Origin of the sequence: Providencia sp. PROV209, assembly GCF_028479485.1 — a bacterium.
GTDB classification, from domain to species: Bacteria; Pseudomonadota; Gammaproteobacteria; order Enterobacterales; family Enterobacteriaceae; genus Providencia; species Providencia alcalifaciens.
The window spans coordinates 91,916-117,962 of sequence record NZ_JAMPNR010000012.1 but is presented as its reverse complement, the minus strand read 5'-3'; the positions used below and the strand labels follow the sequence as shown (position 1 = coordinate 117,962).

The following is a 26,047-nucleotide window of genomic DNA, read 5'->3' as shown; positions in this document are numbered from 1 at the left end:
TCCTCTAGGTCAATGCTGCGCAAGTTCGAAATACTGCATCACTAATCCTTTAGAAATCAGCGACCAACCATCAATTGCTACAAACAAAATCAATTTCACAGGAACGGAAATAGTCACAGGGCTCATCATCATCATACCGAGTGCCAGTAAGATACTCGAAATGACTAAATCGATAACCACAAAAGGCAAATAGATATAAAAACCGATTTCAAAAGCCGATTTAATTTCACTTAATGCATAAGCAGGTAACAATGAAAATAGCGTAGGCTCAGCCTGTTCTTCTTGAACTTCTATTTCCGTTTTACCTTGCTGGACGGACTCAAAAAAGGTGACCAACTGAGGGTCTGAATATTTCATTAAGTAACTTTTATACCGCCCTAAACCGTTATCTACAAAGTTATCAACCGATTCAACATTGCTAAAATCAACACTTTCATGACGCATATACTGATTCACGTCTTGCAAGACAGGCATCATCACAAAGATAGACAGTAACAAAGCGATGCCATTCAGTGCCATTGTAGAAGGTACTTGCTGCACCCCCATCGCATTACGCACCATAATCAATACAATCGATATTTTTAAGTAACAGGTTCCTGCTGCAATAATAAACGGCAGTAATGTCGATAATGCGATAATAGCTAATAAAGGGATTTCATTTGGAACCGTTGGCATGCTTATAACCTTTTATCCCCTAAGCTCACCAATCTTTTGATTTCTAAGCCCAATTCATCGCTATCGCCAATATAAGTTAGCTCACCTTCAGCAATCAGCTGCTTATTCGCATACACCTTAACTTCACGCTCTTTATTTTCCCCAATGGAATAGACTGTCCCTGGTTGAAGCGTATCGAGTTCACCCACTGTGATATCTGAATGACCCAGTACAAACGTTAATTTCACAGTAAGACCATGCAAATGAAACGGACGAACCGTCTCATCAACAAACTCCTCTTCCATTGCAGAGTCTATTTGCTCATCTTCTGCTACCACTAACTGTTCAATCATAAAAATGCCTTCTTGTTGTTTCTTAAAATGAGCAACCAAACACCCCGCTACAGACATATGAAGCTGTAAATTTTGAATTCGCAGTACGTCTCGTAATGCGATAGATTGCAATGTTTTTCCACTGATGTGGCTATAACCTAGGATCCAATCCGCTTGTAATTTGAGCGTATCAGATAGGCCATTAATCGGTTTTATTTCCTTCAATCCACTTATCGGCTCCGCTAATAGCACAATGCCAAGCGCTTTTTCTTTGACCGTTAGCCATGGTTGTTGAGGCTGTTCATCATCAATAATTTCGACATGGTGACAACGGAATTGCTCGGAGAAAAACGCATTTCCTGTATTTTCATAAGTAAAAACTTTGCATAAGCTCTTGGCATCTAACAGATCCCAAGCATAATGAGCCAACTTAGGCCAACGGTGACGACACCAATCCTCCGCGTTCACCAACACTTGAATTTGCTGCTTTTCGCTATTCAACGTAATTTGGAAATAGCGCTCTCCCACTTGAGGGATATGGGGAGCTAAATCCTGTTGGAAACGTTGCTGCCACTCGCCAATTTGTTTTTCACGATGGCTAATACGACGAATATTCAGCATTAAAACTCCTCGTCTTGTTGTTTATTCTGCTGTTGCTGTTGACGATGCTGACCTTCACGCTCTTCACGCTTAATCACCATTTTCTGCTCACCAGTAAACAAATGTCGATTGTCTTCCAAAGCCTGTTGAACTTCATGACTATAGGTAGAAGCAACCATGTTTTCATGACTTGCGTGAGCTAAAGAAAACGAGACTGATGGCATATTTTGCCATTGGCTAAAGGTGTAACTTAGTGTGCGTTCAGGTGCCACGTTCAATGTTTCACTTGCCATCATTGTTGCTACAAGCTCTGCTGTCAGCTTTGGCGATGTCTGAGGAGACGGCACTTGCGAACTTACCGCAGATCTTACAACCGATTCTGATTTCATTTGCGCTAGGATACTTTTAGTTATATCCATCTCATCAGATTGAACTAATTCCGATTTTTCAATATTAAAATTTTGTACATCAGAAAATTTTTGCATTTCCAGAGATTCATTTGATGCTAGCTCTAGCTTTCCTGTATTTATTTCTCGTGTGTTCTTATTTGCCTGTACATCCTTATAGGGGCCAGCAGCACTCTGCGTTTGCGTAATTACCTCAGATTCTGTTGAGACCTTTGCCTCAGAGGATAAATTTAATGCACTATCGTGTTGAGATGATTTCAATGTTGTCATCTCCGTCAATTCAGCCGACTGCACTAATGAAATCTCCTTCCATTGAGATTGGTGGTCACTCATCGAATGGTTTGACAAAAAGCGAACAATTTTCTGTTCCATTGTTTTCGTGTTAAATACGGGTGCCACGGATACAGCTGCAACATGGGTAGGTACATTTCCCAGAGGTATATTCTCTTCTTGTACCTTTTGCCCATTAATCAGTTCACCCGCCGTCTGATTCGCCGAATGACTTTTTACCTCAGCCACAATTCCAGAGGATAAGAACGCCACTTTTGTATCAACGTAAACATTTTGAACTTGCGCTGAAACATTCAGCAAAACAGGAATAGCTAGCTCCTCAGCCGGTTTTTTTTGCTTTTTCTGATTATTGTTTCTTTGGGTCAGTGTTTTTTGCAAAATTTCCTGAGCGGTTTTTTTCACGGAATGCTGCTGACTATATTTTTGATGATTAAAGCCGAATGATGAACTTTTCGCTTCCATTACGGAATTAAACGTACTGTCACTTGGCAGTGATTTGATTGTCGACATGAACAAACAGCTCCTCGATTTCATTCTGTTGCTGGAGCTCTAATTTTAACCACCGAGCCCTACGTTGTTGTTTGAGATATTTTTGGAATTTCTCGCACTTATTACGCAAAATGAGCATCCGTTCTATCATTTGCTGCTTCAATAAATGGTACTTCGATAATTCGGCGTCTAAATTTTCTATCTGATATTCAAATTGGGCTACTTCTGCTAAAACCACGGCTTTTTGTCGTTGACGCTCCCAAAAATCCATTTGTGTTAACTCTTCAGATTTTTCATAGACACTCACCTGAGTGACCAAGATGGCGATACGTTGGCGAATATCCTGATGCTGCTGCTGTAACTGTAAAATGGCGTTGTGTAATTTATTTTGATCTAATTGCACCCTTTCAAGGCGTTTCTCAGTCAATGCTAATAATGAGCTAATCATCAGGATGCCAAACGACCTAAGTGGGTTAACATTCCATCAAAATATTCTGACTCATCCATACTTTGCTGTAAAAACTGATTGATATTCGATTGCTTATCTAAGGCTCGGTCATTCTCCTGACTTTCACCTCGTTGATATTCCCCTAGCTCGAGATACAACTGAATCTGTTCTAGGCGAGATAAATTTTCGCGCACATCTACGGCAAACTGACGATGCTCTGGCGTTGTCACCTTTTGAAAAACTCGGCTAATACTGTGTAAGATATCAATCGCAGGGTAATGCCCACGCCCCGCTAATTTATGGCTAAGGTAAATATGTCCATCAAGAATAGAACGAATTTCATCACCAATCGGATCCGCCTCGTCCTCGCTTTCTAACAATACGGTGTAAAATGCCGTGATTGCCCCCTGTTTTACACGCCCAGGGCGCTCAAGTAACAACGGTAATTGCTCGAAAACAGAAGCTGGATAGCCTCTCCGCGCAGGTAGTTCTCCCGTCGCGAGCGCCACATCGCGTAACGCCCTTGCGTAACGAGTCATTGAGTCGACATATAACAAAACATGACGCCCAAGATCGCGAAAGTATTCCGCCATCGCGGTCGCCAATAGCGCTGCATTACAACGCTCAATGGGCGGACTGTCGGAAGTGGCATAGACTAAAATAGTTTTATCTGCATGAGGCGACTGCTTAAGTTCCTCAATAAATTCAATTACTTCTCGACCACGCTCACCAATCAATGCCACAATATGAATATCACCATGGGCATGGTTAATCAGCATGTTCATCAGGGAGGTTTTTCCGCTCCCCGCCGCCGCAAAAATACCCATTCGCTGCCCTAACCCACAGGTTAATAACCCATCAATGGCGCGAATGCCCGTGACCATCGGTTCATTGATGGGACGACGCATATTCACATTCACTGGCGGATTATCAATACGCTGTAATTTGGTTTTTAATTGGGTCACTTCGCTAGGCTTCTGGCTTAATGGACCTTCTAACTCTCCGGACGCATTAAAAATATTACCTGCTAAATGCTCACCCATTTGAAACACAAACGGATACCCACTAGGTCGAATAACGACTTCACGGGTTAAGCCTTGCGCACGACCAATTAAGCTCAGAACCGTTAACCCTTCTTTAAAACCAATCACTTGCGCTTTGGCGATAATATTAGGCTGTGCTAACGACTGCTCAATAAAGCAGATTTCACCGATGAATACCCCATCTAGCGGGGCTTCAATCAAGCATCCATGAATGCGCACAGGATGTGCGCACGAGTCAAATAGCTTCATAATTACGATAATTGAGTCCGTAATTCATTTGCGCGTTCAAAAAACTCTTCGAACGAGTCTGCAAATAACTGCATGTTATCTAGCGATGTTGTTTTTAATACCGCCGAAAGCACTAAGTTATCCTCAGCTAAACTTAATGCGGGCTGCCCCACATAAAAATTACGCGGTGGATACTCCAGCATATTTTTTAATAATGCCGCACTGGATGAATCTAAGCGGCTATGGTTACACTCATCTAAACTGCACCAAATAATTAAATCATCCGTAGATAAATCAATATTAATTGCCGGAGCATCACTCATTTCTAATTGAATATTCGAATGGCAATCTAACTGTGAATTCACTAAATCACCACGCCCCATTGAATTCAGAAATGCATTTAATTGTTCAACAAAACGGTATTTCATTCTCGCGTTCCTTATATAGTTTTAATGACGTTTACCCTGACCATTTCAGAGACTTCATTAAATGAAAGCACCTCAAGTTCAGGGAAACGACCTTCCAAGATTTTTTTCACAAATCGGCGGATATCCACGGGAACCAATACATTGACATCCCTCGCAGATAAGTAACTGTTTTCTAATGCCACTTCAGCAGCTTGAATAAGCTCGTTGCTTTTTTCAGGTTCTAAATGCAGGTAAACTCCACCTGATGATTGACGAATACCTTGGCGAATGGTGTCTTCCAGCTCAGCATTAACCATTAATACATTCAGACGCCCTTCCACTGAAAAACGCGAAGAGATATAGCGCGCCATGGAACTTCGAATGTGCTCCACCAACATCATGCTGTCTTTTTCTTTAGGTACCCATTGCACTAAGGTTTCGATGATCAATTTCATGTTGCGCACTGAGATTTTTTCCATCAATAACCGCTGGAAAACCTCCGTCACTTTCTGCACCGTGGCATGGCGATAGCATTCTTTCAGTAATTCAGGGTATTTTCTTTCAAGATCATCCAGTAAATTTTTAGTTTCTTGAATCCCAAAGAACTCATTAATGTGTCGGAGTAATAGCGTACTAACACAATCAATCATTTCGGTAATGTCATCTCGTACCAATAAGCCAAGTTGCTCTACATTTTCAAGATATTGGTTATCGAACCATGTATTAACAAAGCCATACTCATCGGTATATTTGGTCAGCTCTAACCCAAGATATTCCAGTTCATCATTTGCCGTCAGTAAGCGATGACCATGGAAATAGACATCATATTCGCCCGCTTTCACTTCATTAATGAGCACAACAATTTTGTTTTCAGGTACGATGGGGGAATAGTTAATCGCGATATCAGGAATGCGATATCCATAACGAATAAATACATCCTTTTTCATACGTGATAAGAAATTATTCTCTTCCAAATGCTGCTTATACTCTTGATTAACAGAAATAATGACGGGTAAAGTTTCAGGAATATATTCATCATCAAAATCATCATTTGCGCGTTGAGTTTCCCCTTCCGTTGCTTCTGTTTGCAGATTTTCTTGCCCTGATTGCTGGTCTTTTCGTTGAGCTTTGCGTTTTTTGAAATAACGTGTCGCAAATAACCCCATCAGCAGCGCGGCAAGGAAGAGGAAAATTGGTGTTGGGAACCCGGGAAGAAAGCCCATAAATAGCACAATCAGCGCCGTGATTAAGATCGTAAAATCATTGTCAAAAAGTTCGGAGACAATGTTTTCACCTAAATTTTTGTCGTTTCCACCGACTCGGGTCACGATAAAACCCGCACTGATAGAAATAAGCAGAGCAGGAATTTGTGCGACCAGCCCATCCCCGATCGTTAACAAAGTAAATGTGTTTAATGCGGTTGAAATATCCATGCCTTGCTGGGCTGTACCCACTGAAATGCCGCCAATCAAATTGACGAAAATGATCACGATACCCGCAATCGCATCTCCTTTAATAAACTTCATCGCACCATCAAAAGAACCAAATAATTGACTTTCTTTTTCCAGCTCACCACGCTTAATTTTCACGGTGGCTTCATCAATCACACCGGCGCGTAAATCTGCATCAATGCTCATTTGCTTTCCGGGCATGGCATCCAATGAAAATCGAGCTGCCACTTCCGCAATACGCTCTGAACCCTTTGTGATAACAATAAATTGCACAATGGTCACAATGGCAAAAACCACCATCCCAACAACCAAATTATCTTGAATAACAAATTCGCCGAAAGTATCGATAATATCGCCAGCATCTGCTTCTAATAAAATAAGGCGGCTGGTACTAATCGACAGTGCCAATCTAAATAACGTGCTAATAAGTAAAATAGAAGGAAATGATTGGAAGTTAAGCACTCGAGTAATATAAAACGAGCTCATAAAGATCAGCACAGAAATCATAATATTCAATGCAATCAAGAAATCGACCAATACGGTGGGTAATGGAATAATCAGCATCGCAATAACCATTACCATGATGACTAATACCATCAATTCAGGGCGATTACGGATCTGTAATAAAAATCCGGTGAAGTTTTTCATGAAATCGTTTATTTCCTATTAAATCATGGCTGTCTGCGCAAACGCTGTTCTTGCACTAACAGTTGAGCCATCTGTTTTTTTAATTGGTCGAGTAATTCATCCCGCGCTTCCAATGAGTGAAAGACCGCTACAGGTATGATTGAAAATGCAATAATTAACAGCTGAACAAAGCGAGCACGTAAATCCGTCGTCATGATTTTTAATTGCTCATCAATAAAACTAATCAGTTTTTCGTTAAAACTCTCTTGGCTACGAATACCGCAAGTAAACAATTGGCTTAGCACTTTTTCTAAATGGCTCTGCTGTAATTCGACACTCTGGCGAAATAGACCTGATTGGAAAAATTGCTGACTAAATACTCGGTCTAAAGATTGCAATTCACGCAATCGACCAATTCGAGTAAAGAAACTCCCAAACTCACTGATATTAAGATCCCCTAAAGGGAGTGCTTGTAAATCACACGCGAGAGCACGCGCTAAATAACGCATCATGTTTTCACGCTGGGTCATTTCCATCTCTTCAACCCACTGTTCATATAGATAAACAACAGGACCGTCGTAACCAATAAACTCACGGTAGAGTGCTCTTAGATTTCCCGCGTTTTCACGTAAAGTTTGCGCAAATGCTTTTGCAATTAAAGCGATATTGACGCCAGCTTGCGCAGCTCGCTGAGTATCCTCCGTAAGGAGCAATCGCTCTAACTCTTGTAAAGCCTCTATCTGTTCTTGCTTAAGTTTCTTTCGGTTAATCAGTGCAGCTAATACCATTAATAAATCACTGGGATCCGTGAAATACTGCAATAGAAATGCACGTAATTGCTGCGGAGTCATCATTTGGCGATTTAAAATCCCCTCAATGTGCAACACTTTTTCATCCGCATTATTTTCTAGGATGTGCTCAGCAAACTGCATCCACTCTTCATCCTGTCCTTGCTTTGAACCACTGCGACGAACGTGGCTCGCTGCAAGCATCGCCATGGAGGCGTATTCGCTTGAGCTATCAATAACACCCGCACCACGGGCAACTTCATCGGAATCATCACGACTTTTTGCTGCTGCTCGGCTCTTGTCTTGCGTATTGAGCAGCGTGCGATTGCCATAATTCAGTGGCGTTATTGCCATGAATCCCTCATATATTGCTGTAAGAACTCCACCGTGCCGTGAAGCTGGCTATTTTTTTGAGTAATGCGCGTTTTATCCGAGAATTGTCGTCCATCCCAAACCTCGTTTTCATCTAATAAACGCGGCTGGATAAGAAATAAGCGCACCATTTTTTGTTGGTTTGTTGAGGAATGACGAAACAGTCCACCAATCCAAGGAATATCCCCAAGAAGTGGGATTTTACTTTCGTTATCAATATATTGGTCGCGAGTATAGCCACCGATTAACAAACTGCTATCTTTCGCAATACGTGCAACAGTATTGATGCTGGTTCGGTTAACAGAGGGCAACCCTTCGACGTTTGACGTTTTTCCGCTGCTATCTCGGCTTTCAGCACCATCTTCAATATTGACTTCCATCTCAACGCTTTGCCCACCAGAGATGCGAGGCATAACGCTGATCATCGTGCCGTAAGTGACCTGCTCAAGCGTCGCAATACGTTCACCTTGTAATTTGGCGTAGAAACTGGTGTTGTTATCAAATAATGCAGGCACATTTTCTTGAGTTAATAGAACTGGGCGCGAAACAATTTGGCTATTACCATTTTTGCTAAGCGCATCAATTTGAACTAAAAATTTACTGCTATCCGGTAATGTACTGCGGTTGAACGAAATAGACCCACCACCCGCTTTAAAGGAACCGACCTCCCAATTCACACCTAAGTTATCCAACTCTGAGCGAGTGATATCAATGATCCACAAAGAGAGTTCCACTTGGCGGCGACGATTGTCTAAATTTTTAACTAAATCTCGCACATAACGAATTTGGCTTTGGCTACCTTTTACAATCAAGCTATTGCTATCAGGATGGGCAACTAACGAAAATGCACTGTTCGATGCATTACCACGCTTCACGATGAGTTGACGATTTTCGACAGGACTACCACCGCCAATCGGTGTATCCATCAATGCATCAATGTCATCACCCGATGTATTGAGCTTGATAGGTTCAACATTCAGCGCTTCTTCAACGCTACCGCCCCCATTTTTAAACAAATCACTAATCACCGTTAGCATGCCGGGAACAGTGACGGATTGTCCTCTTAAAGAATAAGTACGATCAGTCACAGAAGCGTGTTTCAACGGAATAACGGCGACATTACCACTGCGTTTTTCTTCACTTTGGCTCTGTTCTCCAAGATATAATGCGGCGCCTTTAATCAACTCCACATAGAGCGGGGGACCCGAAACAAATAACATCGTATCGCCACCTTGAGAACGGACAGGGAAGCGAGCGTCATAAATGCCATTTCGTTGAATATAACTCAATACCTGTTGGCTACTGACTTTCTGAGTTGGAATAATTAAGCTACGCATTTCACTGTTATCGTAGACATAAATACCCGCACCATCGTCATACCACACCAACGCGATACGGCGCGTTAACGCTTTAAACATTTCATCCGCATTACCCAGATTAAAATTTCCCGTCACTTTCTTTTGAGAGGCTAATTTACTTAAAATAATGGGTTTATTAATACGCTCAGCAACAGCCTCAAAGACTTTTCCTACCGCAATATTATTAGCGACAAATGTATCGCGACTTCTTTCCTGTGTAACAGGTTCAGCAATCAACATCTCTGATTGCGCTGTATTGATATTTACACTCAGTAAAAACAGCGAAATAGCAATCGCTGTAAATTTTTTACTGTTCATATAACATTGCTCCAAGGTGCCTTATTTCTGATGGGGTAAGACCCAACTCTTTTTTTAAATCATTTGTAAAATGAGAGGCCGAGCAATAACCCGCTTCTAGCCCTACATCTAAAATGGAATGTTCACTTTCAATTAATTGCAAAATAGCCGCCCCCATACGCACACCCATAATTTTGCGCTTAGCTGTTTTATTAAAGTTTTCTCGATACAGTTGCCTGAAATAAGAAGCGGAAATACCATAGCGATCGCATAACTGATTTATATTGGCATTTTTATCTTGCTGAGCGGCTGAAATTAAAAAACGCATCATTCCATATGCTTCATAACGCCTTAATACATCACACCACTCTTCAAATAATGGTTGCTTTTTAATAATCATATCGATAACAACATTCTTTATTAAATTCGGTGATGATATTTCATCATCAAATAAAATAAATTCACCTAAATGACTATTGTCATTATTTTTTTGCGCTTTTTTTGCAAGAAAGGATTGTCCCATTGCAGTATCAATAATAGCGAGAGTTTCAACCAGTTCTGATAATCCCAGGGTATAAATATCCCATTGACTTTCATCTTCTGTTATTAGCTCATCGTATTTGCAGATAAATATAACGGGTTTATCTACCTTAATATTTAATTTTGTATACAGAGATTTATAAAAAAGCGTCGCTGTATTTTTCTTTGGTATTGACAAGACCAATGTATCTTGTAAAGAAAAGCAACTATTCCCACCCTCTAATAATTTAGCAATATCTTCATTCGACATTATAAATCAGTCCTATTCATTTGGCTTTTACTGAATCTAGAGTCAATGATCAAAACAAAAAAAACAAATGAATAGTCCGGAATAGATCGGAAAACCTTACCAATATATAAAGTGTGAATGAATAAGATAAATTCAGCTGACTATTTCATCTATTTATATTTAACTACTGTCATTGAGTGGTGAATAACTCACCATTTTTATTAATTGAGATTGTCTTTATGATAGAACCAAAACTCCACACATGTATAATTAAAATTATTAGTGGACCAATGAGCGGTCAAGAACTAATGATTAATATTGATAAAAACATCATTATCACTGATAGAAACATTAGTTATAAAACAGAAATAGATGAAAATGGGTTTACTACGTATTATATTCCAAGTGAAAAGGAAAAGTGTGAATTTTCTATTCTTTCTGTTCAAGAATCAAACAATGGACTTACAATTCATCTTACCCAAGAAAATAGTACACAGGTGTTTCCAATAACATTTCAAGACATATTATTGATTGATAGATTTCCATTTATCATCAAGAAACTAAATGATGAATGGAAGACGCATCATGCAGTCCGTGCTCCCAATGAAATCCCAGTGATACACCCAGAGAACCATTCGGATTATATTAAAAGATATAAGGTTACTTTTAATAAAAAATGGTTAATACTTATTTTGTTATTTTTAACCATTATTTTATCAATAACCTTTGCATTCCAAATTAATCCAAAAAATGATGCTGAAAAACGTATTCAAAGTATTGATAATATATTGAAAGGTAGTCAACATCCAATTATATACACGCAAGGAAAAAATGGGAAAACACTTATTTTAGTTAGAACACAACGAGATGCAGACTGGAGCCAACAAATATTATTAAAAAAAAATCATCCAGAAAATTATACGATCTTAAAGATAAAAAAACTTGAAGAAGAGATTGAAGAAAAACTGATAGACACTGTTCCTAACTTACTAAAGGTTGATATTGAAAATCCTTGCCAGCCAATTATTAGAGTGATTAAAAGTCCATTACCGAATAGCAATGAAAAAAATATTAATCAACTACTTTCAACATATTTTCATTGTTATAAGCAAAGTAAAATAGTAGAAACACCCTTTAACGAACTTATTAAAAAATCAGAACTAGGTTTAGCTGAAAGTAACGTTAAGTGGCAAAAAATAATCAAAGATAACAAAGTTATCTTTGTTATAAGAGATAGTTTAAATGATAAACAAACTCTCTCTTTAATTAGCTTCACAAATTCATTTAGTCAAAAGTGGGGAACTAAGCAAATTCAATTTTCCGTCTCCCTTGCCAATAATGAACTTGCTGGAAAATCGTTTATCACCCATACCAATGGTATTACTCTACTAGGGAATAATCATTGGTTGTTTAACTCAAACCAATCTAATTAGTAAGGCAATAAATATGGCAACTCCAGGTATTAGTAATGCAGAGGGCAATTGGGATGCATCTGCATTAGAACAAGCATCTACCACAGCAACAGATAACAAATGGGGCATGATGTATCGCAGCTCCGCTGGTATTAGCGAAAGAACTAAGACTATCGCTGATGAATTAAAGTCTATGATTGACAACCCCAATCTGGAAGTCGATAACCCGCTCGTTCTGGGTAAAATCACAGCCTTAAGCGGCAACTATAATATGGCACGTCAATTACAAAGTAACGTAATGAAGTCCATTAAAGATGCGGCACAAGCCATTATACGTAACGTTTAATTTTAATTTGAGCATCATATATCTTGATGCTCTTTATTATTTATAGGAAATATCTATGCTACCTATTTCATCAATAAGCCCTATTGCAACCGTGGTTGATACTGTTTCTCCTGTTTCAGTCTCATCTTTAGAAGAAACCGTTAAAAAACTATTTTCTGATTATGCAGCCAATGCAAGCACAGAAAAACAAAATATTATCGAAAAATCGAAGAATATTGATCCGAGTAATGCCGTACAAGTCCTAAATTTACAGGACCAAGTGGGTCAATACACGTTAGCCTTAAACATGATCAGTACGATTACACATAAAGTAACATCAAGTATTGATACTGTCATAAAAGCACAATAAACCATGAACATATTAAAAAAATTTTTATTGATTGGCTTTATTGGTTTATTGCTTGGTTGTGATAATCAATTATTACTGAGCAATCTCAGCCAACGCCAAAGTAATGAAGTTCTCGCAATTTTACAAGAACATGGTGTTGATGCTAACCGTAAACAAGATTCCAAAAATGGAGACTCAATACGAGTAGCGCCCAATGATTTTGTCATTGCCGTTGACTTACTGCGCCAATATAACTTGCCATCGAAAGAGCCAGTGGAAATCATTGATGCCTTTCCTGGAGACTCTCTGGTCGCATCACCACAAGCAGAGCGTACACGACTCCTTTCACTCATTGAGCAGCGTCTTGAACAATCATTGCTGACTATCCCTAATGTCGTGAATGCCCGCGTACATGTAAGTTATCCTATTTCTGGCAATGGTCCGGTGAAACAAGCACAAAAAGTCTCGAGCTTAGTCACCTATTCTGGAAATGAAGACCCTAAGGTCATGATGAATAAGATAAAACTATTTCTAAATAATAGTTTTGTCGACACAACCTATGACAATGTTTCTGTCGTGATAGTTAGCCGTCCTCCTTTACTCTACCAAACCAAAAATGGTCCAACACCTGCATTTAACCCTGTCATTGCATCCGCTTTAGTCACAGCGTTAATTGGTTTGTTAATCGCACTCGGCTTGTATCTGTATCAACGCAATAATAAACAGCGCGAAGAAGAAACGGAGAAATCGAGCCATGCCCCTGTTGAGTAAACTACTCGTTGAGCAAAAAAATATTTTCTTAGCACCAGGAGAGTATTTTCACTCTGAGTTTATCGGTACGCACTATCATCAATTACCCCCACTGTTACAAAAACAGCAGAATTCTCAGCTTATTGAGCAATATCAGTTGGGGTTACCGAATGAAAATACGCCTATTTTGCCGAAGATCTTGGCAGATAATTGGTCACGAATACCCACCATCGCATGGGGCTTAGGTGTTATTCAACATGCATCTCCACTCCCTTGGTGGGGCGAGTTAACTCAATATCATCAATTACATAAACAATTTACTCATCCGTTATGGCAGAGCCAAATACGCCAGATTGAGACCCCCCAACAGTTACTTGCATTGGGTGCAGAGCAACTTTTAACGTGTTTAAACACATTCAGCCATTGCTATGCCACACGCGCGAAATACATGTTTAGTCGCAGCACACAGAAGGTAATGAATCATTCCGTCCGTGCCTTGCTACCTTGGAATATTATCGAAGAAACTTGCCATTATGTCAGAGAACACACAGCCTAATATCCAGCAAACCATCATTGAAGATGTGTTAATTAAACACCATGCTTTGAATTCTAACCGATATGCGCAATCTGTCGTTAAACACGCTCAACACAAAGCAAAAGATCATATCCAACATGCACAACAATCCGAGGAAACCCTTTATACCACTGCATATCAACACGGTTACCAAGATGGGTTGCAACAACTGTTGCAGGATTTTATTGCCGTATTAGAAGCAAGTGAAAAGCAATATCAATACACCGTCAGCAAAACTGAAGAACGCTTAACGAAAGTGCTAACACACTTATTTGCAGATTTGCGTTTGCAAGAAATCATTGCGGAATACTTTATACAGTTACAACCTGAAACTGCCAAGACACAATTGCACTTACCTACAGAGTTACAGACTACATTAGGAAAAAAAATTAATGGTATCAAGACATTAAACAGCCAAAACAATCATATTTCTCTAGAAGTTGGCAATAAAATCACTCATTTTTCACCCGATGTTGCCGCCAAAAATATACAACCACAAATCCTATCGATTTCGGCTCGTTGTCAAATACAACAGCAGCACAAGGAAGCTTATAGTCGCTTGATTCAGCAACTATCAATCTCAAGGAAGCATAATGAAAATTAATCCAAACTCACTAAATCTTTTATCAACACCGCGTACTTATGAAACTCCACCAGTAAGTACATCTGATCTACATACAAGAATGAATACCCGCAGGAAACCTAATCACATCATGAAAGACATACAAAATTACCACGAAAAAAACATACCTCACATTTCAGAGAATGCAGAAGAAAAATTAAACCTATTTATTCAAGAATTTACTAATCAAGATAGTCAAAAATCACAATTTCTTCTTGTGTTTAAAACCATGATTAATTTAAACCGTAAAGACAAAGAATCATTCATTGCAAACGTCGCACAGACATTAAAATCTTCATCTGAAGCCTCCCCGTCTTTATATAAAGATTTTACTAAATCACTTCAACGTTATATGGCAATAACATTCATGAATGCCCCATTTAAAGAGCAATTAAACAAAAATATGACGAATTTTAATATTGAAGGTGATGATGAGGATATAAATGAATTATAGCATATATAAACTGAATGATTAATTTCTCCTTCATTCTTATTCATATCATATCCCCCCCTTCCGACGAATAACTATAAGCCTAGGTTATGTTTTTTATAATCTATGCTTTTTCATATTATCTTTTTCAAAAAATATAAAAAAAACAAATTTGAAATTGATATATACAATCACTGGTAGTAGTTTAAATTTACATCACCAAAACACATTGTTTGATTTAAAAAAACGCTTTAATTTTTCATCTATCCGATACCTACTGTTTTTTTATATTGAACACTATTTTACTGGCAGTTACGATGTCTATATTTAATTCTGAATTGAACTATATTTGTGGGAAATATTATGAATAACATGGAATACAATAAAATAGAACCAATGATGCTTTTATGCGGTCAAGTCGTGTATGACCCATTAAAGAGAACATTATCCCGTGGAAAAAGAACAGTAAATTTATCAGAAAATGAATCCTGCCTTTTAAAACTTTTACTATTAAAAACCAATAGTAAACGCGAAGTAATGCATGAGATTTGGGAAAAACGCGGAACCATTGTGACCGAAAGCAGTTATTACAAGCTTGTTAGACAGTTACGCCAATCCTTCAAAAAAGTAGAATTAGATGAAAACTTGATAATGACACTACCAAGGATTGGTGTTTTATACACAGGCGAAAAATCAGAAATGCCAATTTTATCAAGGTCTAATGAACAAAAAAACATGTACTCATATGTTCGTTGTTTCTTCCAAAAAGTATTTAATCGCTCGTTTCAATAAGATAGCCTTACCATAGAAGATTAATCATGCCAAAAATTGTTATATCAAAAAATATTCTACATTCTCTATTTATATTGACCTGCTGCTTATTTCTATTTGCATGCAATAACCCCATAAACAAAAAAGAAAATACATTTAATATTCAGGGTGACATCTATAGCCAATCTCACGATATTCCAGGAGAAGCATTAGTCACACTCTCTGTTACAGAGATAAATGGGAATAGTTATTCAGAAAAAAGTCATTACGATTATACGATGACTACACGTAAACCAAGCCGCACTGTGAATTTTTCAATTAACCTACCTGAAAAAATCTCAGCCAAAAATCGTTACTTTGGTTTAAGTATACGTATTGAAAAAAATGGTGAATTATTAATGATGAGTAATCAGATTACGCCACTAAATAAAGATTCATCAGATAGATTATCACTGCGTGTCAATAGCCTTTAAACCAACATTATAAAATCTTATTAAATTAGAACACCTAGCAGGAATTCGATTAATTCTTTTTATTTCAAAACTATTCAATAAAAAATGGAATAAATAGCAAATATAATCATCTTGAATAAATCAGAGCGGTGCCTTCTCCCCATTTAATTCGATGCATCAATTTAACATTCGAATTAAATGGGTCATCGTGATTCTTTTCAACAAACACCTCTGAATTCTATTATGCCAATCTTATTTATTGGAGTTATTTCATGTATTACAGGTCAAGGAATTTAATTCCTCGTCGTTTAAAATTCACTGCATGGATAAACATAGCGATACAAATTAGCTTCCCACTCGTGTCGATCTTCATCCCAATGGTAGCAAGTGCCTTTACTGAAGATAGAAATAAGCATCAGAAGCCATTATCGCAGAATAATAAATATTTTTTCTTTAAAGAAACGCAAGCCTATACCTTACAAATTGGTGAGACAACAAGAAGCATTGCTGAAAAATACCATATAAACCTACAGCAACTCCAACAGCTCAATCAATTTAGAACGTTTGCTTATTCTTTTGAGAATATAAAACCGGGCACTGAAATTGATATTCCCACTTCACCTTTATCACCACGTGAACAGGAGAACCTACGACCTATAGTGGCACCTGAAGCATCCACTGAAAACCAACTTATTTTGGCACAGTTTGTCTCAAAGACAGGGCAATTTTTCACAACTAAACCCACAAATGAAAAGACCAAAGCCTTTGCGCGTGAACTCGTCACAACTACAGCAAGTAGCTACCTACAAGATTGGTTTAATCATTTTGGAAGTTCACAGATTAAACTCGAAGCAGATAAAAAGTTCTCATTAAAAAACTCACAAATTGACTTACTGCTTCCACTTTACGAAACAGAAAATAATTTATTGTTCACCCAAACAAGCTTGCACCGTAAAGAAGGACGTATCGAAACCAACCTTGGATTAGGGACTCGTTGGTATGGTGAAAACCAGATGATCGGTGGAAATAGTTTTTTTGACTATGATATCTCTCGTAAACACTCCCGTTTAGGGTTAGGTGTCGAGTACCGCCGTGACTTTTTAAAACTTTCCGCTAACAGCTACCACCGATTAAGTGGCTGGCGTAATTCCCGCGATTTAGCCGATTATTCCACTCGCCCTGCTAATGGTTGGGATCTTCGAGCTGAAGGCTGGCTACCCATTTATCCACATATTGGGGGTAAACTGACATATGAACAGTTTTATGGAGAAGAAGCCGCTCTATTTGGTACTAAAAATCGCCAAAATAACCCTTATTCAATTACAGCTGGCATTAATTATACCCCAATTCCATTGATCACATTGAATGGAGAACATCGTCAAGGTAAGGCGAGTAAGCAAGATTCGCGTATTGGTTTAAAGCTGAGCTACCAATTTGGAAAATCGTTCAAACAACACTTAGATCCTGATGCAGTCGGAGAATTCCGCTCGTTAATGGGCAATCGTTATGACTTTGTCAGTCGCAACAACCATATCTTGTTAGATTACAAAAAAAACGACACTATTTATCTCAACATGAACGCATCCATAACAGGTATTTCAGGGGAAAAAATCCCCCTGAAATATACCATTAATAGTCAATATGGTTTTAACCGCATCAATTGGCATGCCGATAACCTCGTTGCTGCTGGCGGTCAAGTTATTGATGAAAAAAATGGTGCGTATAGCATTATTCTCCCGACCTATAAATCCGGAGGAAAAGTACAAAACCGCTATACCATAAACGCTGTTGCGGTTGATTCGAAAGGTAATATTTCTCCAAATGCTATATTACAAGTACAAGTTACACAACCTACTATTTTTTCTGCTAATAGCCCTCTTACACCTACAATCAATTTAGTTACGAACGGTACACCAGCTTTTACAGGCATAAAAGATAAAGATAACAAACCAGCGAGCAAGCTGTTAAAAAGGGCAGACCCATATATACATAACAACCACCACAAGATTTGAAGAAACACACTCTTTTCATTTTTACCCTAGAAAATTGTAATACCGATATAGTGCTCATAAATTATTAGTGATTTTTAGATATACCTATAAGTCATAATATGAGTTTAGTCACATCTATATAATGGTTTTCAAATCAAAAAATGTAATGAAAAATCCTTTACTACTAAAGTAGCATACTGCTTAGTAACAATTTGACTTAAAAGGACTGATGGTCATTTTTAATGCCAATCATCATAAAAAGCACTCAATTATCTTTTTCATTTTGAGTGCTAAAATAGCTATCACGCTAGAAACAAAAAAATACAACTCATGAATAAGGATATTATGACTTTCATCGTAACACTATTACTTGGCATATTTGAAAGAACAACAAAAAATCGATCAAATAATGATCCTCCTAGTTTGACTCATTAGTGGAATAAACTTATAGCATGAAAGAAACAAACCAAATTAAGGGTAATTAAATATAAAAACCCAATATTGTTAATATTTTATTTCCTGTTTTTTTTGGCATCAAATATCGAAATATGGCAAATTTCCAACACATCATGCTGATCAAAAACAATACATTAAAATTTACATTTGTTCTAACATTACGTAAATTCAAATTCAAATCATTGAAAATGATAACTTAATTTTAAGATTAAATATTTAAGAAAAATAATAATAGGTATGTGGATATTTAAAACGTCATTTTGAGACTAATTGAAAACAATTATAAGTATAGTATATCATTCAGTGAGTGGCACTTGATGGTCACTATATATTTAACCAAAAATGAAAAAACACAGATTATATTAAATGTCATTTATAGAATCTGAGAACCCACATTGATTGTTATCTCAACAATATAATTTAATAGAGAATATTTATGAATAGAAAATTTCCTGTAGCTTATGCCGTTGGACAAAAAATAAAATCATTAAGAAAATCTCAAGGTTATACTGTATTCCAGTTAGCAAGAGAGTGTAATATCAGCGAACAACAGCTATTTCGTTATGAACGTGGTGTTAATCGAATTGATATAGATTGCTTAGCAAGAGTAACAAAAATATTAGATGTTAATATCAGTGATATATTTTGTGATATATTCCAAGACAATCAAGATATTAAATATGAAAATAAAAACCAAGAATCCGTTGAGTCTTACGCATAGATCGCGTAATTATCATTCAATATTTACACCAACGATTTCTTGATTTGAAAAAGTTACTCTATATATGATGCATCCATATAAAAAGTAAAAGCCTATTCTAAGGCTTTTACTTTTTATTTCATTTCAAATTCTGCCATGACAATATAGACGCTGTTAGACCTCTATTTGCGATTTTCCTTCACAAGCACTACCCTATACACTGTTTTACTCATCCATCTGCGAAAAACCATGTCACAACCAACCACATTCATGCAACGGCTCGGATTTGATTCTGACCGTTTACGTTTTGCTATGATTACTGCCTGCGCATCGATTTTAGCGCTATTTATTGCTGAATATGCCGGACTTGCTCATCCTCAATGGGCCGCAATGACCGTTTGGGCATCCGCACAACCATGGCGAGAAAACCTATTAGAAAAAAGTTGGTGGCGTTTTGCCGGCACCGTCAGTGGTGTACTGGCTGGCGTGATGCTTATTCAACTTCATCAGATCAGCCCTTTATTGTTTGTGATCAGTTTAGCTGGATGGCTAGGTGCATGCAGTGGAATCGGTCAATTACAAAAAGGCTTTGTGGCCTATGGGACATTCTTGGCTGGATATTCCGCGGTTATGGTGAGCATGCTCAGTGTCCACGCGACTAACAATCTTTTCTTTGTTGCTTGGGATCGATTTTGGACCATATTAGTCGGGGTGTTATGCGCTATTGTGTTTAATTTTCTGTTTACACCTAAACGCGAACAAACCGCAATCATCGCTTTAAAACAGAAAATTGATACTCAGTTTTACACTATTTTGCATCGTTCGTTATACAAAAAAGAACCTATTGCTAAGCACGAAATTGACACACTTTGGCAGCAAATGACGACCTATGATGAACAGCTTGAGGCAAACCGTATTGGCTGGCGTTATCACCGTAAACAAGTCGCAAAAGCACGCCAGCAATTATTTTTCCAAAGTCAAATTCTGCTGCAATTAGAACATGTTAAAAATATCGCTGCTTTCCCATTCCCCAAAATACAACCCACTGAACAACAATGGAAACATATTCTTTCCGTGTGTCCTAATGGCGTATTAAAGAATCTCCTGATCCCTCTGTTTTATGTCTCAAAAGGGGTGTCTATCAAAGCACATTACCGCGTCGATAAATTGAAATTACACCATGACCGAATTTCGGCTTGGCAAGCCTTCGCCCGTGCTTTTGTCACCATTGCCACCGTTGGTTTTTTGTGGCTAGTGACCCAATGGCAAGCACTTGCCTATCTGACATTAGGGTTATCAGTCATGATAGCGTTGTTTGCTTCTCTCGATTATCCCGCTAAGTTCATGAAAAATATATTTACAGGACAGTCTCTTGGCGCAATTGCTGCCTTAATTTGTACGTGGTGTTTATGGCCATTTGCATCATCTTCATGGCAAATGAGCATCTTTATTGTCCCCGTGATCATTAGTGGTATTTTTGTTTTTGCCCACAGTAAACTGATTTTAATCGCCTTTGATTACATCATGGTCTCTTTGATCTTACTGCAACCGAGTTATCCTTTTACCTTGAGTTTTCCTGAAAGCCTCGGTAATGCCATCGCTATTGTTTGTGGACCACTAGTCGCAATGGGCGCTTTTTATTGGATTTACCCAACCAACCCCAAAAAACGTTACCAAAACCTAATTTTACTTAGTGAACAACAATTTAAACTTGGACTTAATAAAATTATTACCGGACAGAAACCCTCTACATCTCAAATGAGCCATCGCCTATTTAGTGGGTTAATATTAGCTCGAAAAAATGACGCTTCATTTGAGAAAACCCTACAATTCTTCGCTATCCGACATGGAATTTGGCTCAATTTGATGCAAGTTTATAAACAATTTTCTGCTTGTGAATCGCATAAACGAGCCCTAAAAGGACTCGTGTTACATTTACAACGTCCACACCCTGATGCTGTAAAAATTCATCGATTCACACAAAGGCTACGACGCAAAGCAAAAAATAGCGGTGAGTTATGTCTTCTGCTCGATAAAGTTCAGTTATATCTCCATAATTTAAACGCTAACAATTAAAGACAAAAAATAACAATTAATGAAGGTATGAAAAAAATAAAATAAACGATCAATCTAGATTAATTATTTAAAATAAATATCTTCTTTAATTTAAAATCACCCAATATAAGTGCTATATACAATAAAAAATTACGGTGTAATTTAAAATTTTTTTTAATTTCACGCGAAATTATCGGTATATTCAAAAAACGTAAAATTTGTTTAATTTTCGTTTAAAATCAGCATATTGATAAAAATCATACAATACCCATATTCCTGCTTTTCTATTTGACTTCATGACCTTTCATTTGCCATAGTAATTATTCAATATAAATATTTATATATTTCAACATTCCTTATTTTTATTTACTTTTTATTTTCACCAAAATTAAACATATCTGATTACTATTTTATAACAGAGGTTTTCATGACTAGGGAATTATTTTCTACTAATGAAATGAAAGTATTATTTGAAAAATTAGCATCCTTTACTTCTTATCCTGAAAATAAAGGCGTCACACGTTTAGCTTATACGCCAATAGACCAATCTGCACATCAATACATGATAGATATCATGCAAAAAGCAGGCTTTATCGTACGCCAAGATGCAGTCGGTAATATCTTTTGCCGATTGCCGGGAAAAAATCCCGATTTACCCGCCGTTGGAACAGGTTCCCATCTCGATACCGTACCCAATGGCGGTGCATATGACGGCACCCTTGGTGTTGTTGCTGGATTTTATGCACTCATGCAATTTCAGCCGCAACAATTATCCCGATCCCTTGAACTCGTGATTTTTAGAGCAGAAGAATCCAGTCGATTTGGTTTTTCATGTATTGGTAGCAAAGTGTTACTTGGAAAAGTCGACCGTGAAAAATGGTCACTCAATCGCGATGACGATGGACGTAATTTTTTCGACGTACTTGATAGCCTTGGCTACCCAAGCCAAGATATTGAACAGTGCCAATTAACCGATGATACCTATTCTGCGTTTATTGAGATGCACATTGAGCAAGGTCGACGTCTTGAGCTAGCAGGAAAACCCGTAGGAATTGTTAACGGTATTGCCGCCCCCACCCGATTCCAAGTGCAAGTGACGGGGCATGCCGACCATTCCGGAGCAACCCCCATGTACCAGCGCCATGATGCTTTAGTGGCGAGTGCGGCTATCATCAGTGATCTCAACCGCGCTGCATGCCGAGAAGCCGTCTGGGGAACTGTCGGCACGATTGGAAAACTCAATGTTTATCCAAACTCCATGAATGTGATCCCCGGAGAAGTGAATTTCTTAGTCGATATCCGCGGTATTGAGTCAGAAAGTATTGCTCGTGTTGCCAATCACTTGAAAAATTCCATTAAAAAGTCTGAACAAGACAACGATGTTTCCATTCAACTTCGTGAAATTTCTGCCGAAGCTCCAGTGAAATTAGATAGCAATATTTGTCACCTAATTGAGCAACTCTGTATTGAACACAACATCGACTATATGACCATGCTAAGCGGTGCAGGGCATGACTCCATGAACCTCGCCCAACGATTTCCGACCGCAATGATTTTTACACCATCAAAAGAAGGCATAAGCCATCATCCCGATGAATTCACCGACTTCGACGATATTATCGTTGCCGCCAATCTATTGAAAGACACGCTATATGCCTTAGCGAAATAAAAAAAGCCGCTGGGATATTCCTTTCCCAGCGGCTTTTCTCTATCACTTAACTACCTAGCACTTAAATACCTATCAATTTAAATTACATTAAGGACACTAAACATCCGGTATACAGCTGATAGGCTGTTAACATCTGTTTCTCATCAAAATCAAAGTTAGCTTGGTGATGCCCCGCGGTTCTGTCCGCACCCACAACGAAATACAGTGATTTACCACCATGGCGCTGAACACGCTTAGCCAAAATTGTCGCATCTTCACTGCCACCAAATGGTCGAGTTGCAACCGCTGTTAATTCAGCATGTTGTCCCACCACACTTGCCAGAGTATCAATCAGTTCTTGGTCATTGGTTAAATCCACCGCTTCCCCCATCACTTCACTTTCCATTTCTAATTGGAAGCTATGTGCGGAGCCTTCAGCCATGCGAATGGCATTTTCGCTCATAAAGCGGTTAATTTCTTCGTTTTCCCCACGCACTTCTACCTGCATTTGGGCATACGATGGCGTGACATTACGCCCTTCCCCTGCATTCAACACCCCAACATTAATGCGTGACATGCCTTTACCGTGTCGTGAGATGCCTAGCATTTGCGTTGTTGCATGACAGGCGCCCGCTAATGCATTACGACCTAATTCAGGTTCAGCTCCCGCATGGGAAGGTGCTCCTTTGAAACGAAAATCCAACTTAGTGGTGCACAAGAAATGGGTAGGGTTAATCACAATTTCACCGCTATTGGCGATAAATCCCAGGTGAGCCCCTAAGAAGTAATCAACATCATCCACGATCCCACTTTCTGCCATCGCTCTTGCGCCACGAACCCCTTCTTCAGCAGGTTGGAATAACAATTTTACCTTGCCAGATAAGCTGGCTTTATTTGCCACTAGCCAATGGGCAACAGCTAGACCAATTGCAATGTGTCCATCATGACCACAGGCATGCATCTCACCAGGGTGGCAAGAACTAAAATTATCATTTTTTGGGCGATGAGTTTCTTGGGTACTCTCAGTCACCCCAACACAGTCAATATCGAAGCGTAGTGCGATTGTCGGACCGGCTTTACCACTATCAAAAATAGCAACGCATCCCGTTAGTTCCTGCATTTCAGCTAACAGATCTTCATTCACTTGGTGTTTTCTTGCAACCGCTAAACCTTTCTCAACCACGTTTTGTTGGCGTCCAAAAGCGTATTCAGGATTAATCACCTGTGGACCCACTTTCACGTCTAAACCTAAGCCACGCAGTTCTTCAACAATTTTCGCGGTCGTTAAAAATTCAGACCAACCAATCTCTGGATATTGATGGAATTCACGACGCCATTCGGTCAATTTTTCTAATGTGATGTTCGACATGTTATCTCCTTACAATTAAAGCATGATGAGCGCAATAAAGATCACCCCAACAATCATGCCGGGCGCAGTACGCTTAACAATTTCCATCGGGTTAACATTGGCTAAACCCGCACAAACGATAGCTGCACCCGCTAACGGTGACATGGTTCTACCCAAGGCGCCAGAAATTGCAGATGCCATTCCCAAATCAGGAATTTCGTAACCAAATTGCTGAGCAAACGGCGTGACAGTTTCATTGAAAGCAAATGCCGCTGCATCGCCTGAGCCCGTAATAATCCCCATTAAGAATGGACCCAAAGTCCCTCCCCAACGTGCAAATTCAGGAGAATGAATCAGAAAACCAATAAAGGAATCAATTAAACCAGATGCTTTTAAGCCCGCAGAGAATACTGCAGCTGCAATGATAATCCCGAGGACATCCCCATAAGCATTCCCCATTCCTTTAAAGAACTCTTTCGTGATCGTAGAAGGGTTAGTGCGGGTAATCACTAATGCATAAATAGCCCCGATCACCATCGCTGCGGGTACGCTGATTTGATAAGCTTTCAATGCATCCATGAACGGAAGAATCAATAAAATCAACGGAATAAAAGGTGCTGTTGCATACAGGTAATTTGGCTGCTCTGCCGGCGTATTTGGCTCAGTTCCAGCAGCGCCATTCACCTCTACCACGGCTTTCATGTTGTACTCTTTTTTCACCAACGCGACGACCGCTAACGAAACAGCTGCGATACCCCCCACCGATAAACTGTATGGTCCATGGCGAGCAATTAAGTCAACAATACTCATATTCGACATTTGTGCCACAAATGGGTTATGAGACAAACCTGGACTCAACATAGAACCGATAGTACCGCACAGCACGGCACCGCCAGCAATAGCAGGATGAATACGTGCAGCAATCAACAATGGAATTAATGTTGCACCTACCGCAGCGGCACACCCTGCCGCAGAAGGAATTGCAATATTAATGAAGAAGGTCAATACAACGGCGGCGGGGATCAAGAAAAAACCTAATCGTGTTAAAACCTTAGATAACACAAGCACTAAGTGTTTATCACACTTGGTATATTTCATGACATAGGCAAAACCCATACTGGAACAAATGGCTTGAATCAGAGGGGCTGAAACCATACGCTCACTAAATGCATTTAAGGCATCCATTGGCACAAGGCTGACAATACACAGCACCAGCCCCGCAGCAATTAACACCATTCGGGTTTCATATTTTTTTATTAAAAGATAAATTGTAACAACAATAATTAATGCCGCGATAATTTGTATTATCATGACTGCACCTCTTTTATCCCTGGATAAATAGATAAGAAAAACAAAATGAAGAGTAATTTTTAATTGGTGATTCATTGTGAGCTTTAATGGCTTTATTTAATTGAGGGATATCAATTTTAATTCCCTATTTTAAAATTAACCGTCATTTTGTGATCCACACAATGTTTATCATAAAAAAATCCACCAAAAATTAAAAATATCCTTTAAAAACATAGCTATGAATAACGCAAAGTAAACATTAAGTTTCGTTAAAATAACGATAAAATTAACGTCTTTATCATTTTTTTAAAAT

General features: G+C 38.6%; 25 protein-coding genes. 13 read left to right on the top strand and 12 right to left on the bottom strand.

Annotated elements, in window-relative coordinates; all coding sequences use genetic code 11:
- Positions 1 to 9: 9 nt before the first annotated feature.
- From PR795_RS08930 to PR795_RS08885, 10 genes are read right to left on the bottom strand one after another with little or no spacing between them, the layout of a single operon-like run.
- Positions 10 to 675 (bottom strand): EscR/YscR/HrcR family type III secretion system export apparatus protein, encoded by a 666-nt coding sequence (locus PR795_RS08930; RefSeq protein WP_006659711.1) that lies wholly within the window; start codon positions 673 to 675, stop codon positions 10 to 12.
- A 2-nt stretch (positions 676 to 677) separates the two neighbouring features.
- Entirely contained in the window at positions 678 to 1,607 is a 930-nt protein-coding gene (locus PR795_RS08925; RefSeq protein WP_036974199.1) for a FliM/FliN family flagellar motor switch protein, read from the bottom strand.
- Entirely contained in the window at positions 1,607 to 2,794 is a 1,188-nt protein-coding gene (locus tag PR795_RS08920) for a SpaN/EivJ family type III secretion system needle length determinant (protein WP_272516805.1), read from the bottom strand. The genes PR795_RS08925 and PR795_RS08920 overlap by 1 nt, the downstream gene beginning before the upstream one ends.
- Positions 2,766 to 3,221, bottom strand: a complete 456-nt coding sequence (locus PR795_RS08915) for a hypothetical protein (RefSeq protein ID WP_006659714.1) — start codon at positions 3,219 to 3,221, stop codon at positions 2,766 to 2,768. The genes PR795_RS08920 and PR795_RS08915 overlap by 29 nt, the downstream gene beginning before the upstream one ends.
- Positions 3,221 to 4,513 carry a type III secretion system ATPase SctN gene (gene sctN, locus PR795_RS08910; protein WP_272516804.1) on the bottom strand — a complete coding sequence of 431 codons (1,293 nt, stop codon included), beginning with the start codon at positions 4,511 to 4,513 and terminating at the stop codon, positions 3,221 to 3,223. Before sctN ends, PR795_RS08915 begins: the two co-directional genes overlap by 1 nt.
- A 2-nt stretch (positions 4,514 to 4,515) precedes the next feature.
- On the bottom strand, positions 4,516 to 4,920 hold the full coding sequence (locus PR795_RS08905) for a type III secretion system protein (protein ID WP_006659716.1): 405 nt from the start codon (positions 4,918 to 4,920) through the stop codon (positions 4,516 to 4,518).
- 11 nt (positions 4,921 to 4,931) lie between these two features.
- Positions 4,932 to 6,998 carry an EscV/YscV/HrcV family type III secretion system export apparatus protein gene (locus PR795_RS08900; RefSeq protein WP_006659717.1) on the bottom strand — a complete coding sequence of 689 codons (2,067 nt, stop codon included), beginning with the start codon at positions 6,996 to 6,998 and terminating at the stop codon, positions 4,932 to 4,934.
- 23 nt (positions 6,999 to 7,021) lie between these two features.
- Positions 7,022 to 8,119: a type III secretion system gatekeeper subunit SctW gene (sctW, locus tag PR795_RS08895; RefSeq protein WP_272516803.1), complete on the bottom strand. Its 1,098-nt coding sequence runs from the start codon at positions 8,117 to 8,119 to the stop codon at positions 7,022 to 7,024.
- Positions 8,110 to 9,813, bottom strand: a complete 1,704-nt coding sequence (gene sctC / locus PR795_RS08890) for a type III secretion system outer membrane ring subunit SctC (RefSeq protein ID WP_272516802.1) — start codon at positions 9,811 to 9,813, stop codon at positions 8,110 to 8,112. The genes sctW and sctC overlap by 10 nt, the downstream gene beginning before the upstream one ends.
- Positions 9,803 to 10,582: an AraC family transcriptional regulator gene (locus tag PR795_RS08885; RefSeq protein WP_006663141.1), complete on the bottom strand. Its 780-nt coding sequence runs from the start codon at positions 10,580 to 10,582 to the stop codon at positions 9,803 to 9,805. The genes sctC and PR795_RS08885 overlap by 11 nt, the downstream gene beginning before the upstream one ends.
- Positions 10,583 to 10,800: 218 nt before the next feature.
- On the opposite strand from PR795_RS08885, the gene PR795_RS08880 reads away from it, so the two are divergent.
- The 13 genes from PR795_RS08880 to PR795_RS08820 all read left to right on the top strand — a co-directional run bounded on the left by PR795_RS08880 (position 10,801) and on the right by PR795_RS08820 (position 23,117).
- Positions 10,801 to 11,994: a PrgH/EprH family type III secretion apparatus protein gene (locus PR795_RS08880; protein WP_272516801.1), complete on the top strand. Its 1,194-nt coding sequence runs from the start codon at positions 10,801 to 10,803 to the stop codon at positions 11,992 to 11,994.
- A 13-nt stretch (positions 11,995 to 12,007) separates the two neighbouring features.
- Positions 12,008 to 12,319 carry an EscF/YscF/HrpA family type III secretion system needle major subunit gene (locus PR795_RS08875; protein ID WP_006663143.1) on the top strand — a complete coding sequence of 104 codons (312 nt, stop codon included), beginning with the start codon at positions 12,008 to 12,010 and terminating at the stop codon, positions 12,317 to 12,319.
- A gap of 55 nt (positions 12,320 to 12,374) precedes the next feature.
- Positions 12,375 to 12,668: a type III secretion system inner rod subunit SctI gene (gene sctI / locus PR795_RS08870; protein ID WP_006663144.1), complete on the top strand. Its 294-nt coding sequence runs from the start codon at positions 12,375 to 12,377 to the stop codon at positions 12,666 to 12,668.
- A gap of 3 nt (positions 12,669 to 12,671) precedes the next feature.
- The gene (sctJ, locus tag PR795_RS08865; protein ID WP_006663145.1) at positions 12,672 to 13,418 is read left to right on the top strand and encodes a type III secretion system inner membrane ring lipoprotein SctJ; all 747 of its coding nucleotides are present in this window, start codon (positions 12,672 to 12,674) and stop codon (positions 13,416 to 13,418) included.
- Positions 13,402 to 13,953: a hypothetical protein gene (locus PR795_RS08860; RefSeq protein WP_006663146.1), complete on the top strand. Its 552-nt coding sequence runs from the start codon at positions 13,402 to 13,404 to the stop codon at positions 13,951 to 13,953. The genes sctJ and PR795_RS08860 overlap by 17 nt, the downstream gene beginning before the upstream one ends.
- Positions 13,931 to 14,575 carry a hypothetical protein gene (locus PR795_RS08855; RefSeq protein WP_006663147.1) on the top strand — a complete coding sequence of 215 codons (645 nt, stop codon included), beginning with the start codon at positions 13,931 to 13,933 and terminating at the stop codon, positions 14,573 to 14,575. Before PR795_RS08860 ends, PR795_RS08855 begins: the two co-directional genes overlap by 23 nt.
- Positions 14,565 to 15,047, top strand: coding sequence for a hypothetical protein (locus tag PR795_RS08850; RefSeq protein ID WP_036966389.1), 483 nt, complete (start codon positions 14,565 to 14,567; stop codon positions 15,045 to 15,047). Before PR795_RS08855 ends, PR795_RS08850 begins: the two co-directional genes overlap by 11 nt.
- A 339-nt stretch (positions 15,048 to 15,386) precedes the next feature.
- Positions 15,387 to 15,815, top strand: a complete 429-nt coding sequence (locus PR795_RS08845; RefSeq protein WP_006663149.1) for a winged helix-turn-helix domain-containing protein — start codon at positions 15,387 to 15,389, stop codon at positions 15,813 to 15,815.
- 26 nt (positions 15,816 to 15,841) lie between these two features.
- Complete coding sequence (locus PR795_RS08840) at positions 15,842 to 16,267, top strand: YbaY family lipoprotein (RefSeq protein ID WP_006663150.1); 426 nt, start codon at positions 15,842 to 15,844, stop codon at positions 16,265 to 16,267.
- Between the two features lie 251 nt (positions 16,268 to 16,518).
- Entirely contained in the window at positions 16,519 to 18,258 is a 1,740-nt protein-coding gene (locus tag PR795_RS08835) for an inverse autotransporter beta domain-containing protein (protein WP_036966386.1), read from the top strand.
- An 871-nt stretch (positions 18,259 to 19,129) separates the two neighbouring features.
- Positions 19,130 to 19,414 carry a helix-turn-helix domain-containing protein gene (locus tag PR795_RS08830; protein WP_006659732.1) on the top strand — a complete coding sequence of 95 codons (285 nt, stop codon included), beginning with the start codon at positions 19,130 to 19,132 and terminating at the stop codon, positions 19,412 to 19,414.
- A gap of 228 nt (positions 19,415 to 19,642) precedes the next feature.
- Entirely contained in the window at positions 19,643 to 21,469 is a 1,827-nt protein-coding gene (locus tag PR795_RS08825; RefSeq protein WP_154629657.1) for an FUSC family protein, read from the top strand.
- A 406-nt stretch (positions 21,470 to 21,875) separates the two neighbouring features.
- Positions 21,876 to 23,117, top strand: a complete 1,242-nt coding sequence (locus tag PR795_RS08820; RefSeq protein WP_036959555.1) for a Zn-dependent hydrolase — start codon at positions 21,876 to 21,878, stop codon at positions 23,115 to 23,117.
- An 82-nt stretch (positions 23,118 to 23,199) separates the two neighbouring features.
- Here PR795_RS08820 and PR795_RS08815 read toward each other — a convergent pair whose 3' ends face one another.
- Positions 23,200 to 24,465, bottom strand: coding sequence for an amidohydrolase (locus PR795_RS08815; RefSeq protein ID WP_006659736.1), 1,266 nt, complete (start codon positions 24,463 to 24,465; stop codon positions 23,200 to 23,202).
- A 15-nt stretch (positions 24,466 to 24,480) separates the two neighbouring features.
- Positions 24,481 to 25,755: a C4-dicarboxylate transporter DcuC gene (gene dcuC / locus PR795_RS08810; protein WP_006663154.1), complete on the bottom strand. Its 1,275-nt coding sequence runs from the start codon at positions 25,753 to 25,755 to the stop codon at positions 24,481 to 24,483.
- Positions 25,756 to 26,047: the final 292 nt, after the last annotated feature.